This is a genomic window from Streptacidiphilus sp. PB12-B1b, from assembly GCF_014084125.1.
Taxonomy (GTDB): Bacteria; Actinomycetota; Actinomycetes; order Streptomycetales; family Streptomycetaceae; genus Streptacidiphilus.
The window spans coordinates 7,145,640-7,161,654 of record NZ_CP048405.1 but is presented as its reverse complement, the minus strand read 5'-3'; the positions used below and the strand labels follow the sequence as shown (position 1 = coordinate 7,161,654).

The window sequence follows — 16,015 nt, the reverse complement described above, 5'->3', positions numbered from 1 at the left end:
CGGGTGGCGCGGGTTGTCGGTGCGTACGTGGAGAATGTGACCGCGTACAACTCCGCCGGTTCGGCGGGGGCACTGACAGCGGGGAGACAACGGCCATGGATGCTCGGATCGTGGGGGACACGTCGGGTGGCTCGGGCGCGGCGGCTGCGGACCCGTTCGGCACGGCCGGGCTGCGGCGGCGGGTGCTGGACGCCTGGGCCGCCTCGCCCGCCCGGTTCCGCGAGGACGCCAACGCCGAGGAGGAGCTGGCTCTCGGCGGCTACCGGGACCGGCTGGTGGTCGAGTTGGCGCAGAACGCCGCCGACGCCGCCGCCCGCGCGGGCGTGCCCGGGCGGCTGCGGCTGACGCTGCGCGGGGGAGTGCTGGCCGCCGCCAACACCGGCGCCCCGCTGGACGCCGCGGGCGTCGAATCGCTCTCCACGCTGCGGGCCTCGTCCAAGCGGGAGGAGGCCGCCGACGGCGCGGTCGGCCGCTTCGGCGTCGGTTTCGCGGCGGTGCTGGCCGTCTCGGACGAGCCCGCCGTGCTCAGCCTGCCCGGCGGGGTGCGCTGGTCGCTGGCCGAGGCGCAGGCCCTGGCCGCCGAACAGGCCCCCCTGGCCGAGGAGTTGCGCCGCCGGGACGGCCATGTGCCGCTGCTGCGGCTGCCGCTGCCCGCCGAGGGCGCGCCGCCGTCCGGCTACGACACCGTCATCGTGCTGCCGCTGCGCGACGCCGCCGCCCAGGACCTCACCCGCCGGCTGCTCGGCGAGATCGACGACGTACTGCTGCTCACCCTCGGCGGGCTGACCGAGGTCGTCGTGGAGATCGACGACGCGCCGGCCCGCAGGCTCACCCGCCGCGCCGAGCCGCCCGCGCACGACCTGGACGGCCCGGCGGTGGTGGTCGTCGCCGACGCCTCCGGCGAGCGCCGCTGGCAGCTCGTCTCCGTCGGCGGCACGCTCGCCCCGGAGCTGCTGCAGGACCGCACGGTCGAGGAGCGCCACCGCCCGCGCTGGTCCGTGACCTGGGCCGTGCTGGAGAACGGCGCCGAGCCCGGCCCCGAGGAACTGCTCGGCGGCCCCTCGGCGCCGGACGGGCCGCGCGGCGCCACCCGGGGCGTCGCCCCGGTCGTCCACGCGCCCACGCCGACCGACGAGCCGCTGGGCGTGCCCGCGCTGCTCATCGCCTCCTTCCCGCTGGACTCGACCCGCCGCCACATCGCCCCCGGGCCGCTCACCGACTTCCTGGTCGAGCAGGCCGCCGAGGCGTACGCCGCGCTGCTGCGGCTGCGCGGCGCGGGCACCGGGAACCTGCGGCTGGTGCCCGGTCCGCTGGGCCAGGGCGAGTTGGACGGCCGGCTGCGCCGGGAGATCCTGCGGCTCCTGCCCGACGTGCCGTTCCTGCCCGCCGCCGAGGGCGAAGCCGCGCTGCGCCCGCGCGACGCGGTGCTGCTGGAGGGCGCGGACGCGGAGATCGTCCGGGCCATCAGCGAGGTCCTGCCCGGGCTGCTGCCCAGCGGGCTGGAGCGCCGCCAGGAGCTGCGCACCCTCGGCGTGCGGCGGCTCGCGCTGGCCGAGACCGTCGACCAGCTGGCCAACCTGGAGCGGGAGCCGGCCTGGTGGCGCAACCTCTACCAGGCGCTGCTCGGTGCGGACCGGGACGCCCTGGGCGCGCTGCCGGTCCCGCTGGCGGACGGCCGCAAGGTCACCGGCCCCCGCCGGGTGCTGGTCCCCAGCGGGGACGAGGTGTCGGCGGAGGATCTGGCCCTGCTCGGGCTGCGGCTGGTCCACCCGGAGGCCGCGCACCCGCTGCTGGAGAAGCTCGGCGCGGGGGTGGCGACGGCCGTCGGCGTGCTGGAGACGGCCGAGCTGCGCGCGGCCGTGGAGCGCTCGGTCGACGTCGACGACCAGGACGAGGCCGAGGAGATCGCCGAGGCGGTGCTGCGGATCGTCCGCGCGGCCGGGGTGGGCGGCGCGCCCGCCGCGTCCTCTGGCTCCGGCGCGTCCTCGGGTTCCGGTGCGGACGCCGGGGCCGGCTCGTACCCGTGGCTGGCCTGGCTCGCGCTGCCCGACGAGGACGGCGAACTGGTCGCCGCCGGCGAGCTGGTGCTGCCCGGCAGCCCGCTGGCGACCGTGGCCGACGAGGACGACGCCGTCTTCCTGGACGAGGAGTGGGCCGAGCGCTGGGGCACCGACGTGCTCCGCGCGGTCGGCGTGGGCTACAGCCTGGGGCTGGTCCGCGCCGAGGAGGTCGTCCTGGACCCGGACGACCTCGAACGGCTCGACCCCACCAGCGCCCCCGACCGGGCCGCGGGCGGCGAGCCCAGGGGCCTGCTGGACGAGGCCCCGGAGGGCTTCGCCGACTGGGCCGAGGAGGTCGCCGACCAGCTCAAGCCCGACGCCGACGGCCACGGCGGCCACGGTGGCGGCCACGGCGTGCCGGAGGTGCCGCCGGTCGCCGCCGAACTGCTGGCCGTCCGCGACCTGGACCTGGTCCACGACGACGCCTGGCCGCAGGCCCTGGCACTGCTCGCGGCCCCGCCGCTGCGCGACGCCGTGGTGCACCCGGTACGGCTGCTGCTCGCCGACGGCAGCACGGCCGAGGTCCCCTCGTACACGGCCTGGTGGCTGCGCGACCACCCGGTCCTGGACGGCCGCCGCCCGGCCGGGCTGCGCGCGGCCGGGGCCGATCCGCTGCTGCGCGGCCTGTACCCGGAGGCCCGCACCAGCCTGGACCCGGTCTTCCTGCACGCCCTGGGCGTGCGGACGACGCTGGCCGACCTGCTGGCCGAGGCCGAGGGCCCGGACGAGCTGCTGTACCGCATGGGCGATCCGGACTGCGAGTTGACCCATCGTCAACTGCACGGCCTGTACACCGCGCTGGCCGCGATCCCGCTGGAGCGGATCGCCCTGCCGGAGGAGGTGCGGGCGCTGCCGCCGATGGAGCCGGACAGCCACCGCCGCCCCGCGCACACGGTGGTGGTGGACGTCGCCGACGCGGTCGTCGCCGACGCGCCGGACCTGGTGCAACTGCTGGACGACTACCCGCTGATCACCGTAGCCCCGGCGCTGGCCGCCGCGCTCGCCGAGCGGCTGCACGTCTCGCTGGCCAGCGAGGTCGCGGGCGGCCGGGTGCTCAGCGAGGGCAGCGTGCACCGCGTCCCCGAGGCCGTGCGCGAACTGCTGCCCGGCTGCCCGGAGGTGTACGAGGAGCACGAGGAACTGCTGGTCGTCGGCCCGGACGGCGCGCAGGCCGCCGTCGACTGGCGCTGGGACACCGACAGCCCCGCGCCCGAGCCGGAGCCGGACGCCGAGGCCGAGGCGGACGCCGGGCCCGAGGAGTTCGCGCCCGTCGTCCCCTACGGCGCGCTGCACGCCGCCACGCCGGAGGGGCTGGCCGCCGGGCTGGCCTGGGCGGCCGGGCAGTGGCACCGGCGCTTCGAGGTGCTGGCGGTGCTCTCCGACCCGGACCGCGCCTACGAGCTCAGCGCGGCGCGGGACTTCGAGGGCTGACCGGCAAGCCCGCGTTGGGCAGCGGCGGCGCCGACGGCAGTGCCGACGGCAGGGGCGCGGCCGCTGCCTGGTGCGCGGCCGCGCGGTAGGTGGCGGGCTTGAACAGGTCCGTCACCGGCAGGTGCAGCGAGACGCACAGGGTCAGCGCCACCGCCGTGACCACCGGCACCGCCGACTGCGTCGCATAGCGGCGCAGCCAGCCGACCCGCCCGTACTCCTCGCACCGGTGCACCGCGTCCACCAGCGCCAGGAACAGCACCGGCATCAGCACCGCGCTGTAGTGCCCGGCGGTTCCCCAGTACGCCGGATCGGTGGCGAGGAACCGCCAGGCCAGGGTCGGGACGGCGACCAGCGCCAGCGGCGAGCGCAGCGCCAGGAACCCGGTGACGGCGAGCAGGTAGCCCAGCGTCGCCAGCTTGGTGCCGCCGCCGACGTCGGCCAGGTGGTGCAGCAGCTTCAGCGGCGAGAGCAGATCCAGGTAGCCGCCGGGCAGCTGCGACCAGTACGTGTAGCTGCCGCCGGCGCTGAAGTGCGGGATCACCCAGTCCACGGTGATCAGCAGGGCGGCGACGCCGAAGCCGATCAGCACGGCCCCGGCCGCCCAGCGCCGCCGCAGCACGACCACCACGCCGATCAGGGCCACGGTCAGCGCCAGGTCCTCCTGGACGAACACCAGCGGCAGCGCCCACAGGCCCGCCCGCTGCCACCGCTCCAGCAGCACGTTCCGCAGGGAGAGGGCGACCAGCGGCACCGCGAAGCAGGTCAGCCGCAGATCCGTGCCGACCGCGTTCTGCAGACCCCAGGACAGGCCGTAGGCCGCACCCAGGCACAGCGCCCGCCCGCGCGCCTGCGTCCGCCCGTGCCCGCCCCAGAGCCGCCCGGCGGTGGCGGCCACGATCGTCACCGACCCGGCAAACAGCAGGTCCTGCACCAGCAGCAGCGTCAGCGCGTTCGGAAACACCCAGTACAGCGGCACCAGCAGGGCCAGCACCGGGGAGAAGTGCAGGCCGAGGGCGTTCACCGGGACGCCGTGGACGCTGAAGTCGGGCGCGCTGAGCGAGGCGTAGCCGTGGATCTCCTGCATGATCAGCGCGGTGCCCGGCGGCAGCGACGCCTCCTGCCGGTAGCGGCTGACCGTCAGGACCGCGTAACCCGCCAGGAACAGCAGGCCGAGCAGCAGGTACGGCAGGGTGCTCCGGCGCACCGGGCGCCGCCGGTGCCGGGACTGTGCGGGGACACCGATGGGCGCCGAACCCTGCTCGGCGTCATAGCCGTCGACGGCGGTGGCGATGGTGGCCATGGTCTCCCCAGCTGAAGCAAGTGGCAGGGACGCGCGTGGATCTGCCGTGCAACGTAGCGGGGAGCAGCGGAGGAGTGGTGAGCAAGTGTTGAATGTTCGTGGAGAAGGCGTGAAGGAGCGTGCATGACCGACCGGCCGTGTCCGCTCAGCGGGGCAGCGGTCAGCCGGTCGGCCGGGGCGTCACCAGAATGCCGCTGATCAGCACGGTGAACCCCCAGAGCAGCCGGTCCTCGCCGGTGCCGCTCAGCAGGTCCAGGCCGAGCGCGGCGATGTTCGGGTAGGTCTCGGCGGTGGCCCCGGTGATCGCCTCGCCGAGGTCGTCCTCCTCCGCCTCGGCGTCGGCGGCCCGGCTGCGGGCCCCCTGCTCGGCGGCGGTCGAGGTGGCGAAGTGCAGCAGCAGGTCCACCGCCCACGCCGCCCGGTCGGCGGGCACCTGGCCGTCCAGCAGCGCCAGGACGCCGTCGAGCAGCCGCAGGTAGCCGGGGCCGGAGGGCCGGGTGACCAGGGCGGACTGGGCCAGGCCCGGGTGCTCCATCAGCACGGTGGTGTAGGAGAGCAGCACGGTGACCAGCCGGTCGCGCCAGTCGCCCGCCGCCGTGACCGGGGCCAGGTCCAGCCCGGCGAGCAGGTCGTCCAGCAGGTAAGCGTGCAGCTCGGCGGTGTTGCGCACGTAGACGTACAGCGAGGCCGGGCCGGTGTCGAGCACCTGGGCCAGGCGCCGCATGGTGACCCGTTCGAGCTGCTCGCCGCGCAGGATCTCCATCGCGGCCGTGACGATGGCCTCGCGGGACAGCGCGGGCTTGGCGGGCCGCTCGCGGCGGCTGACCGGCGTCGGCTTCGGGGGAGTCATGGGCCCACGGTAACGAACGCGTTCGCCCCCGCAAAAGTCGGGGCGAACATGTTCGTTACAAGGTTGATCGTAACGAACATGTTCGTTACGCTGAAGGCAGTCAACCAAGGAGGAACACCATGAGCAGCGCCCACCACCCCGTCACTGTCATCGGCGCCGGGCTCGGCGGCCTCACCCTCGCCCGCGTCCTGCACACGCACGGCATCGAGGCCGTCGTCTACGACCTGGACGCCGCCCCGGCCGCCCGCGCCCAGGGCGGCATGCTCGACATCCACGAGAGCTCCGGGCAGGTCGCGCTGCACGCCGCCGGCCTGTACGACACCTTTCGCGGGCTCACCCTCCCCGGAGCCGAGGCCATGCGCGTGCTGGACCGGCATGCCGTGGTCAGGCTGACCGAGGACGACGACGGTGACGGCAGCCGCCCCGAGGTCGAGCGCGGACAACTGCGCGATCTGCTGCTCGACTCCCTGCCCGAGGGCACTGTCCGCTGGGGCGCGAAGGCCGCCGGCGCCCGCGCGCTCGGCGACGGACGCCACGAGGTGGCCTTCGCCGACGGCTCCACCATCACCACCGACCTGCTGGTCGGCGCGGACGGCGCCTGGTCGCGCATCCGCCCGCTGGTCTCCGACGCCACGCCCGCCTACACCGGCGTCTCCTTCGTCGAGTTCGACCTTCAGGACGCCGACACCCGCCACCCGGCGGCAGCGGAGATCGTCGGCCCGGGCATGCTGTTCGCGCTCGGCGCGGGCAAGGGCTTCCTCGCCCACCGCGAGCCCGACCACAGCCTCCACATCTACGCTGCGCTGCTGGCCCCGGAGAGCTGGATCGGCGGCGTCGACTTCGCCGACACCGCCGCCGCGAAGGCAGCCCTGACGGCGGAGTTCGCCGGCTGGGACGACGCCTACCGCGCGCTGATCGCCGAAGCAGACAGCCCGCTGGTGCCCCGACTCATCCACGCGCTGCCGGTCGGGCACCGGTGGACGCGCACCCCCGGCATCACCCTGCTCGGCGACGCCGCCCACCTGATGTCACCGTTCGCCGGGGAGGGCGCCAACCTCGCCATGCTCGACGGCGCCGAACTCGGCCAGGCCATCGCCGCCCACCCCGGCGACACCGAAGCCGCCCTCGCCGCCTACGAGCAGGCGCTGTTCCCGCGCAGCGAGGCGGCAGCGGCCGAATCCGCCGCCAACCTCACCCTCATCTTCCGCGAGGACGCTCCGCAGGGCCTGCTCGACCAGTTCGCCTCCTACCAGCAGACCGCCCCGCACTGACCCGCGAACGCGGACTCCCACGCGAGGAGCCCGCGCCCGCCGACCCTCAGCCGCCCGGCAGCAGCTCGCCCGCGCGTATGGCTGCGACGAACGCCGCCCACGCGTCAGGCGCGAACATCAACGCCGGACCATGCGGATCCTTGCTGTCCCGGACGGGCACAGCCTGGGTGAGACCGTCCCCGACCTCAACGCAGTTCCCGCCGTTGCCGCTGTAGCTGGACGTGTGCCAGGTGGTACGCAACTCGCTTGCCCTGGGCGTCATACGGGCACCTCCGATTCAGGAATCAGACGTTCGGCAGTTCACCTGCGCGGATGGCCGCGACGAAGGCGGTCCAGGCGGCGGGTTCGAAGACCAGTGCCGGACCGAGGGGGTCCTTGCTGTCGCGGACGGGGACGGCGTGGGTGAGGCCGTCGCCGACCTCGACGCAGTTGCCGCCGTTGTTGGAGTGGCGCGACTTGCGCCAGGTGACGGCCAACTCGCTTGCGCTGATCATTGTTTGTTTCCTTCCAGGTATCCGGTGATCAAGTCGCCGGAGGCCGCTGGCGAAAGTGCCATCGCCTTGAGGAGATCGTAAGCGCGGGTGGCCTCGGAAATCTCTGCCGGATCGAGCCCAAGTCGCCCTTGTGCGAAGCCGTCTACGAACAGCACCTCTGGCGTGTCTGCCAGATTCAGCAGCGTGAACGGGCCTTGCAGTCCAGGGTGGGAAGTGGTCTGCTCCGGAATCACCTGAATGACGGTGCGAGGTTGCTGAGCCTCTTTCAGCAGCCTTATCAGTTGGGCGCGCCAGACATCCGGTCCGCCGATCTGTCGTCGCAACACCTGCTCATCGATGACGAACCAGGCTCGCGGGCGTTCATCCCCTTCCCCTTCGAGAAGGGATTGGCGACTCATGCGCGCCGCCACGGCATCGTCCATTGAGTCGGGACGCCCAGAGGCCATCAGGGCGCGAGCGTACTCCTCTGTCTGGAGCAAGCCGGGGATGATCTGGCTTTCGAAGACCCGCATGGAGAGCGCCTCGCGTTCCAACTCCACGTACGGCAGGAACCATGTCGGGTAGGCGTACCGCACAACCAGGGGTTGGAGGCGGATGAGCAGGCCGCCAGCCTCGAACGCCATGTCAAGCCCGTGCGCGAGCAGGTCACTTGGGACGCGCTTCGCTGTCTCCACGTAGGAGATGGCGGCCTGGGTGGCGTGGGCGCGTCTGGCGAGTTCCTCCTGGCTCCAGCCCTGCTGGGTGCGGAGTCGGATCACCTCCGAGGCGAAGAAGGCCAGCACGCTGGAGGTCGGGTCCGGTGGTTCGTTCGCTGTGGCCATGGCAGCCCCCTGATGTCGCACTGTGCGCATGGTTGCTCACTCACTGTCGACCATAGCCGTCCGTGCAGGGCGCCGTGTTATCGATCGTCAACATTCAGGGCTGATACGTGACGATCCTCACGGGCGTGCGCCTGGGTCGCCTCAGCGGGGGCGTTGCGCGGCGGCGGGTTGTCGGGGTGGAGCCGCAGGTAGCGCCAGACGACTTCCAGCAGCACGCAGCCGATCAGGGCCACGCCCACCGCCGTCCAGGGGTCGCGCCAGCCCTCCAGGCTGAGCTGGAAGAAGGTCTTGAGCCAGGGGATGATCAGCACCAGCGCGAAGCAGCCGGCCATGGAGAGCACCAGCAGCACGCGCCACCAGGTGTACGGGCGGGCGATGATCGCCAGGGCCCACAGGGCGACGATGAACAGCGTCAGGGTGGTGACGCTGGTGTCGGGGACCTGGGGGGTGGCGTGGTCGGCGCGGGCCAGCATGTACGTGGCGAAGCTGGCGCCGCCGGCGATCACCCCGGCCGGGACGGCGAACCGCAGCACCCGCCGGACGAAGCCGGTGCGGGCACGCTCGCTGTTGGGGGCCAGGGCCAGGAAGAAGGCGGGGATGCCGATGGTGAGCCCGCTGAGCACGGTGGAGTGGCGCGGCAGGAACGGGTACGGCACCCGCATGATGATCACCAGCAGCGCCAGCAGCACCGAGTAGACAGTCTTCACCAGGAACAGATTGGCGACGCGTTCGATGTTGCCGATCACCCGGCGGCCCTCGGCGACGACCAGCGGCAGCGTGGCGAAACGGTTGTCCAGCAGCACGATCTGGGCGACCGCCCGGGTCGCCTCGCTGCCCGCGCCCATGGCGACGCCGATGTCGGCGTCCTTCAGGGCGAGCACGTCGTTGACGCCGTCGCCGGTCATGGCGACGTGGTGGCCGCGCGACTGGAGGCCCTGGACGAGGTCCCGCTTCTGCTGCGGGGTCACCCGGCCGAACACCGAGTGCTGCTCGACCACCCCGGCCAGCTGCTCGCGGTCCTCGGGCAGGGTGCGGGCGTCCAGCGGGTCGTCCGCGCCGGGCAGGCCGAGCGAACCGGCGACCGCGCCGACGGAGACGGCGTTGTCGCCGGAGATGACCTTGGCGGCGACGCCCTGGTCCTCGAAGTAGCGCAGGGTGCGGGCGGCGTCCGGGCGGACCCGCTGCCGCAGCACCACCAGCGCCGCCGGCTCCAGCCCGGCGGCCGGGTCGGGGGCGTCCAGGGAGGTCGCGGTGCGGCCGAGCAGCAGTACCCGCAGGCCCTGCGCGCCCAGCTCGTCCACGGCGGTCAGGGCCGGATCGCCGGGCGGCAGCAGCACGTCCGGCGCGCCCATCAGCCAGGTGGCCTGGCCGCCGTCCGGGTCGCGCAGGGCGGCGCCGGACCACTTGCGGGCGGACGAGAACGGCGCGGCCTGGAGCTGTGACCAGCCCGGCTGCTCCGGGTAGCGGTCGATGATGGCCTTCAGGCTGGCATTGGGCCGGGCGTCGGCCGCGCCCAGGCTGCCCAGGACGTGCTCCACCATCGTCCGGTCCGCGTCGCCGTCCCCGGTCAGGACGCGCAGCTCGGAGACGTCCATGCCGCCCTCGGTGAGGGTGCCGGTCTTGTCCAGGCAGACGGTGTCCACCCGGGCCAGGCCCTCGATCGCGGGCAGCTCCTGCACCAGGCACTGGTGTCGGCCGAGCCGGATCACGCCGATGGCGAAGGCGACGGACGTCAGCAGCACCAGGCCCTCGGGGACCATGGGGACGATCCCGGCGACCATCCGCCGGACCGCCTCGGCGACGTCGTTCTGTTCCACGTACAGCTGGCTCAGGATCAGCCCGAGCGCGGTGGGGACCAGCATCCAGGTGATGTAGCGCAGGATCGTGTCGATGCCGCTGCGCAGCTCGGAGGCGACCAGGGTGAACCGGCTGGCCTCCTCGGCCAGCTGGGCCGCGTACGCCGCGCGGCCGACCCGGGTGGTGGTGAACGCGCCCGATCCGGCCACGACGAAGCTGCCGGACAGCACCGGATCGCCGGGGTGCTTGTGCACCGGATCGGCCTCGCCGGTCAGCAGCGACTCGTCGATCTCCAGGCTGTCGGCCTCGGCGACCTCGCCGTCCACGGTGACCTTGTCGCCGGAGCCCAGCTCGACCAGGTCGCCGAGGACGATCTCGCTGTTGGTCAGCTCGGTGCTGCGGCCCTCCCGGCGGACCCGGGGGCGGGCCTCGCCGACCACGGCCAGGCTGTCCAGGGTGCGCTTGGCGCGCAGCTCCTGGAAGATCCCGATGCCGGTGTTGGCGATGATGACGAAGCCGAAGAGGCCGTCCTGCAACGGCCCGACCACCACGATCACCACGAACAGGGTGCCGATGATGGCGTTGAACCGGGTCAGCACATTGGCGCGGACGACCTCGGCGGTCGTCCGGCTGGACCGCACCGGCACGTCGTTGACCTGGCCTCGCGCGACGCGTTCGGCCACCTCGGCGGAGGTGAGGCCCGGCAGCTGCGGTGCGGTCATGCTGCCGACCCTAGGCGCGCCCGGCGCGGCCCGCCCCCGGGCGTAGGCCGACCGGCCGCCGGTGCCGGGCCGGTGCCGGGCCCGGGGCGGACGGGCGCTCAGCCGGTGGGTTCGGTTCCCCCGCCGCCGTCGGCTGCGGCTGCCGCCTCCGCCTGCCGCTTGGAGCGGGCGATGGCGTCGCGGCGGGCGCGGCAGTACCAGATGCCGATCAGGCCGAGGCCGAACCCGGCCAGGCAGGTCCACAGCCAGTCGGTGTCGCCGTGGCGCGACAGCCAGCCGTGGAACGGCAGCAGGACGACGAAGGCGACCAGCCAGAGCACGGTGCCGCCGGTGACGATGGCGACGTCGTTGGCCTCCATGGGAGGTGCCGAGGGGAGTTTGGTCGTCTTCACGGGAACAGGGTACGGGTGAGGCGGGGCGTGCGGGGAGAGTCACCCGTTTGGAGGAACGCACAGTCTACGCGCGCAGATGGCTCGTGCCGTTTATACGATTCATACTGACGATTCCAGCCAGAACGGCGTGCCCCCTTGACTGTCCCTGTACGGACAAGTGCGCGCGCCCGTCCTCAGGGGCTCCTCTCTCCCCGGCCCCGCACCCGCTAAGGAACAGTGCGCAATGTCATCCGTGGCCGCCGCCAAGGCCGAGTCGCCCGATTCGGGGCCGAACCCGCCCCGCAACGCCGTCGACCGCTACTTCAAGATCTCCGAGCGCGGCTCGTCCGTCGTCCGTGAGATCCGGGGCGGTGCCGCCACCTTCTTCACGATGGCCTACATCATCGTGCTGAACCCGATCATCCTGTCCTCGGGCGTCGACAAGTACGGCCATCACCTGAACAGCGGACAGCTGGTCACCGCGACCGTGCTCACCGCCGCGCTGACCACGCTGCTCATGGGCGTCATCGGCAACGTCCCGATCGCGCTGGCCGCCGGGCTCGGCACCAACAGCATCGTCTCGCTCCAGCTCGCACCCAAGATGACCTGGCCGGACGCCATGGGCATGGTCGTCCTGGCCGGTTTCGCCATCATGCTGCTGGTCGCCACCGGGCTGCGCGAGCGGGTCATGAACGCGGTCCCGATCGGCCTGCGCAAGGCCATCGCCATCGGCATCGGCCTGTTCATCTGCCTGATCGGCTTCGTCGACGGCGGCTTCGTCACCCGCATCCCGGACGCCGCGCAGACCACCGTCCCGCTGCAGCTGGGCAACAACGGCCACCTGAACGGCTGGCCGGTGCTGATGTTCGTCATCTGCGCGCTGCTGACGCTGATCCTCATCGTCCGCAAGGTGCCCGGCGCGATCCTGATCAGCATCGTCGTCACCACGCTGGTCGCGGTCGTGGTCGACAAGGTCGCCACCATCCCGGCCGGCGAGTGGGGCCTGACCGTGCCGGTCTTCCCGCACAGCATCGTCTCCACGCCGAACTTCGGATTGATCGGCAAGGTCAGCCTGTTCGGCGGGTTCCATCAGGTCGGCGTGGTCACCGGCGTCCTGTTCGTGTTCACCGTGCTGCTCTCCTGCTTCTTCGACGCCATGGGCACCATCCTCGGCGTCAGCGACGAGGCGCACCTGCTGGACGCGGACGGCAACCTGCCGGGCATGAGCAAGGTGCTGATGGTCGACGGCTTCGCCACCGCCCTCGGCGGCGCGACCTCCAGCTCCGCCAACACCTGCTTCGTCGAGTCGACCTCCGGCGTCGGTGAGGGTGCGCGCACCGGCCTGGCCTCCATCGTGACCGGCCTGTTCTTCGCCCTGGCGCTGTTCCTGACCCCGCTGGCGACCATGGTCCCGACCCAGGCGGCCACCCCGGCGCTGGTCGTGGTCGGCTTCCTGATCCTCTCCAACGGCATCCGGTCCATCGACTGGTCGGACTTCACCATCGCCATCCCGGCGTTCCTGACCATGGTGCTGATGCCGTTCACGTACTCCATCACCAACGGCATCGGCATGGGCTTCCTGGTCTTCTGCATCCTGAAGATCGCCACCGGCCGGTGGCGCGAGGTGCCCCTGCCGCTCTACATCGTCGGCGCGGTCTTCGCCTTCTACTACCTGATGCCCGCCCTCGGCCTGGCCCAGTAGGCCCCGCGCCGGACGCACGACGGTCCCGCCCCCCGGCGAACGGGGGAGCGGGGCCGTCCTACGTCCGGGCCCGCTGCTCAGCCCTGCGGAGGCGCCGGGTCGGGGGGCGTCGCGGCCGGGGGTGTCGTCGCCGGGGCGTTGAAGGAGATGCCGGAGAAGTCCCGGCCCTGCAGCACCGTGCCCTGGAGGCTGACGCCGCTGAACGAGTTGACCACCGAACTCCCCTCGGTGGACACCTGCTTGGCCCGCTCGTGCCACTGCTGCAGCTCGTCGTGGACGCCCGGGTCGAGGGCGGCGCGCACGGCCAGCGCGGTGCTCAGTGCGTGCGCGCGCTCCGTATCGTCGGGCGCCTGCTGCAGCGCCACCAGCTCCGCCTCGCCCGAGGACACCGGCGGACTGCCGGCCGAGCGGTGGAACGGCCGGCGCACCAGCGCGGCCAGCCCGGCCCACGCCTGTTTGCCCGCCTCGCCACCCGCGCCACTGGCCAGCGCCGCCAGCAGCAGTACCGAGATCGGCTCCACTACGCACCATCCCCCTTCACGCGCCCGGTCCGAGATATCCACGGTACGAGCAACCCTGACGATCCGTGGGCAAACCGGGCAACTGCCCTGGCCGACGGCGCGGACGGTGCCGGGGGGATGGCCGCGCGGGGTCAGCGCTGGCGGGAGCTGCGGCGGAAGGCGACGGTGACGGCCGTGCCGAGCGAGAGCGTGACCATGGCGAGGCCGGTGAGCAGCCCGGCATTGTTGCTGTCGCCGGTCTCGGCGAGCGAGCTCGCCTCGGCGGAGGGAGCGGCCGCCGCCGCGACGGGCGCGGCCGGTGCGCTCGGCGTGTCCGCGTGCGCGGCGGCGGGCGCCAGCAGCATGGCCACGGATATCACCAGGGTCAGCACGCCCGCGATGAGGGAGCCGACGTGCTGGTTGGTGCGGGCCTGAGCAGCCATGGTGGTTCCCCCGGGGCGGTGTTCTCGATGCGGTGCTGCGGTGCGATGAGAGAAGCGTGTCAGCCGGAGATCATGAGCCTGTGCGGCTCCTGTCACCAATGTGCAACAGCGCGTCGGACGTCCGTGTGGTTTTGGACACGTGCGCGATAAAGACGTTTCCTTAGCCTAGGTAATGAGCTAGGCTAAGGACCATGCCAGACCTCTCCGAGGGCGACGCTGCTGCTGTCAGCACGCTTCGCTCCGCCGTGATGCGACTCTCCCGCCGCCTGCGCAACCAGCGCGTCGAGGAGTCGCTGACTCCTACCGAGATGCAGGTCATGGCGACGCTCAACCGCTGTGGCAGTGCCACCCCGGGGGAGCTGGCCCGCAAAGAGCACGTCCAGCCGCCGTCGATGACCCGGATCATCGCCATGCTGGAGGAGAAGGGCCTGGTGCGGCGCGAGCCGCACCCCGACGACCGCAGACAGGTCGTCGTCAGCAGCACCGAGCAGGCCGAAGCCATCATCGAGCAGAGCCGGGCCATGCGTGACGCCTGGCTGGCCGAGCTGGCCACTGGCCTCACACCCGAGGAATGGGCGGTGCTGCGCGCCGCCGCGCCCGTGCTGGAGCGCCTCGCACAACTGTGATCCACCGCTATGACCAGGGGAAACCAAGCTATTGCCATCGCTGACCGGAGCCACCACACAGCCCACACGTCCCACTGACACCATCAGCCTCACCGGCACCGCAGGCCCCGCCACGGAAGCCGACACCGCTGACGCGCCGCTCGCTTCGCCCCTCGTCACCCCCGTGGACGACGACCCCGACGAACGAACCGCGTCGGCCGCAGCCCCGCTGCCGTCGACGCCCCGGCAGGACCCCGCCGACAGCCGTACCGATGCCGGGCCCGCCCGGCGCGGCCGGATGTTCTCGGCCCTGCGACACCGCAACTACCGCTACTTCTTCATCGGCCAGGTCGTCTCCAACTCCGGCACCTGGATCCAGCGCGTGGCCCAGGACTGGCTGGTCCTGAGCATCACCGGCAGCGCCTTCGCGGTCGGCATCACCACCGCCATGCAGTTCCTGCCGATGCTGCTGTTCGGCCTCTACGGCGGAGTCCTCTCCGACCGCTTCCCCAAGCGGAAGCTGCTCATCGCCACCCAGGGCGCCATGGGCGTGCTGGCCGCCGTGCTGGCCGGGCTGACGCTGGGCGGTGTCGTCCAGGTCTGGCACGTCTACCTGCTGGCCTTCCTGCTCGGCATGGTCACCGTGGTCGACAACCCGACCCGGCAGACCTTCGTCGGCGAGATGGTCGGCAAGAAGGACCTCGGCAACGCGGTCAGCCTGAACGCCGCCAACTTCCAGACGGCCCGGCTGATCGGCCCGGCCATCGCCGGCGGGCTGATGGCCGCCTTCGGCACCGGCTGGGCCTTCGGCATCAACGCGCTGTCGTTCGCCGCAGTGATCCTCGGCCTGCTCGCCATGCGCCGCTCCGAACTGCACCCCTACCCGAAGCAGCCCCGCGAGAAGGGCCAGCTGCGGGCCGGTCTGCACTACGTGGCCGGACGCCCGGACCTGATCTGGCCGATCGTCCTGATCGGCTTCATCGGTACCTTCGGCTTCAACTTCGCCATCATCCTCTCCGCCTTCGCGTACCACGTCTTCCATGTGGGGCCCGGCCTGTACGGGCTGCTCAACACCTCCATGGCGGTCGGCTCGCTGGCGGGCGCGCTGCTCGCGGCGCGGCGCTCCCGGCCCCGGCTGCGGCTGCTGGTCGGCGCGGCGCTGGCCTTCGGCGTGCTGGAGACCGTCGCCGGGTTCGCGCCGTCGTACTGGGTGTTCGCCGCGCTGCTCACCCTGGTCGGGGTGTCCGGTCTGACGCTGAACACGGCCGCGAACTCGCTGATCCAGCTGCGCACCGAACCGGCGATGCGCGGCCGGGTGATGAGCCTGTTCATGATGGTGTTCACCGGCGGGACGCCGCTGGGCGCGCCGCTCGTCGGCTGGATCACCGAGCAGTACGGCCCCCGGGCGGGGCTGGTGGTCTGCGGCGCGGTCTCGGCGGTCGCGGCGGCGGTGATCGGCGCGGTGATCGCGCGGATCGGCAACCTGCGGCTGACGGTCGACTGGCGACGCGGCCCCGAGCACCGGCTGGTGGCCTTCGTCCCGCGCCAGGCCGCATGACCGGTCAGGTGATCCCGTCCACGTACTGCGGCGGACGGGATCACCTGACCGGTTCCGGCCCGGGTGGCGGCTGCGGTGACCGCGCAATGT

General features: G+C 72.6%; 14 protein-coding genes. 5 read left to right on the top strand and 9 right to left on the bottom strand.

From position 1 onward, the window contains the following. Positions 1-95: 95 nt before the first annotated feature. Positions 96-3,491 carry a sacsin N-terminal ATP-binding-like domain-containing protein gene (locus tag GXW83_RS31150; RefSeq protein WP_182446348.1) on the top strand — a complete coding sequence of 1,132 codons (3,396 nt, stop codon included), beginning with the start codon at positions 96-98 and terminating at the stop codon, positions 3,489-3,491. Here the strand turns inward: GXW83_RS31150 and GXW83_RS31145 are convergent. Beyond that, on the bottom strand, positions 3,463-4,791 hold the full coding sequence (locus GXW83_RS31145; RefSeq protein WP_182446347.1) for a DUF2079 domain-containing protein: 1,329 nt from the start codon (positions 4,789-4,791) through the stop codon (positions 3,463-3,465). The genes GXW83_RS31150 and GXW83_RS31145 overlap by 29 nt on opposite strands. 160 nt (positions 4,792-4,951) lie before the next feature. Further along, positions 4,952-5,641, bottom strand: coding sequence for a TetR/AcrR family transcriptional regulator (locus GXW83_RS31140; RefSeq protein ID WP_182446346.1), 690 nt, complete (start codon positions 5,639-5,641; stop codon positions 4,952-4,954). A gap of 119 nt (positions 5,642-5,760) precedes the next feature. Between GXW83_RS31140 and GXW83_RS31135 the strand changes: the two genes are divergently transcribed. Continuing rightward, positions 5,761-6,912 carry an NAD(P)/FAD-dependent oxidoreductase gene (locus GXW83_RS31135; protein ID WP_182446345.1) on the top strand — a complete coding sequence of 384 codons (1,152 nt, stop codon included), beginning with the start codon at positions 5,761-5,763 and terminating at the stop codon, positions 6,910-6,912. A 46-nt stretch (positions 6,913-6,958) separates the two neighbouring features. On the opposite strand, the gene GXW83_RS31130 is transcribed toward GXW83_RS31135, so the two are convergent. The 5 genes from GXW83_RS31130 to GXW83_RS31110 form a co-directional block, all read right to left on the bottom strand. Then, entirely contained in the window at positions 6,959-7,174 is a 216-nt protein-coding gene (locus GXW83_RS31130) for a DUF397 domain-containing protein (protein ID WP_182446344.1), read from the bottom strand. A gap of 22 nt (positions 7,175-7,196) precedes the next feature. Next, the gene (locus GXW83_RS31125) at positions 7,197-7,406 is read right to left on the bottom strand and encodes a DUF397 domain-containing protein (RefSeq protein ID WP_182446343.1); all 210 of its coding nucleotides are present in this window, start codon (positions 7,404-7,406) and stop codon (positions 7,197-7,199) included. After that, entirely contained in the window at positions 7,403-8,227 is an 825-nt protein-coding gene (locus GXW83_RS31120) for a helix-turn-helix transcriptional regulator (RefSeq protein WP_182446342.1), read from the bottom strand. Before GXW83_RS31120 ends, GXW83_RS31125 begins: the two co-directional genes overlap by 4 nt. A gap of 77 nt (positions 8,228-8,304) precedes the next feature. Beyond that, complete coding sequence (locus GXW83_RS31115; protein ID WP_182446341.1) at positions 8,305-10,746, bottom strand: HAD-IC family P-type ATPase; 2,442 nt, start codon at positions 10,744-10,746, stop codon at positions 8,305-8,307. A 98-nt stretch (positions 10,747-10,844) separates the two neighbouring features. Beyond that, positions 10,845-11,138, bottom strand: a complete 294-nt coding sequence (locus GXW83_RS31110; protein ID WP_225447360.1) for a DUF2530 domain-containing protein — start codon at positions 11,136-11,138, stop codon at positions 10,845-10,847. A 223-nt stretch (positions 11,139-11,361) separates the two neighbouring features. On the opposite strand from GXW83_RS31110, the gene GXW83_RS31105 reads away from it, so the two are divergent. Continuing rightward, a complete protein-coding gene (locus GXW83_RS31105; protein WP_182446340.1) occupies positions 11,362-12,819 on the top strand; it encodes an NCS2 family permease in 1,458 nt (485 codons plus the stop codon). Between the two features lie 77 nt (positions 12,820-12,896). On the opposite strand, the gene GXW83_RS31100 is transcribed toward GXW83_RS31105, so the two are convergent. Continuing rightward, positions 12,897-13,340 carry a hypothetical protein gene (locus tag GXW83_RS31100; RefSeq protein WP_182446339.1) on the bottom strand — a complete coding sequence of 148 codons (444 nt, stop codon included), beginning with the start codon at positions 13,338-13,340 and terminating at the stop codon, positions 12,897-12,899. Positions 13,341-13,471: 131 nt separating this feature from the next. Further along, a complete protein-coding gene (locus tag GXW83_RS31095) occupies positions 13,472-13,762 on the bottom strand; it encodes an LPXTG cell wall anchor domain-containing protein (RefSeq protein ID WP_182446338.1) in 291 nt (96 codons plus the stop codon). A gap of 191 nt (positions 13,763-13,953) precedes the next feature. Between GXW83_RS31095 and GXW83_RS31090 the strand changes: the two genes are divergently transcribed. Then, the gene (locus GXW83_RS31090; protein ID WP_182446337.1) at positions 13,954-14,388 is read left to right on the top strand and encodes a MarR family winged helix-turn-helix transcriptional regulator; all 435 of its coding nucleotides are present in this window, start codon (positions 13,954-13,956) and stop codon (positions 14,386-14,388) included. Positions 14,389-14,665: 277 nt separating this feature from the next. Further along, a complete protein-coding gene (locus tag GXW83_RS31085; protein ID WP_182447680.1) occupies positions 14,666-15,925 on the top strand; it encodes an MFS transporter in 1,260 nt (419 codons plus the stop codon). Positions 15,926-16,015 lie beyond the last annotated feature (90 nt).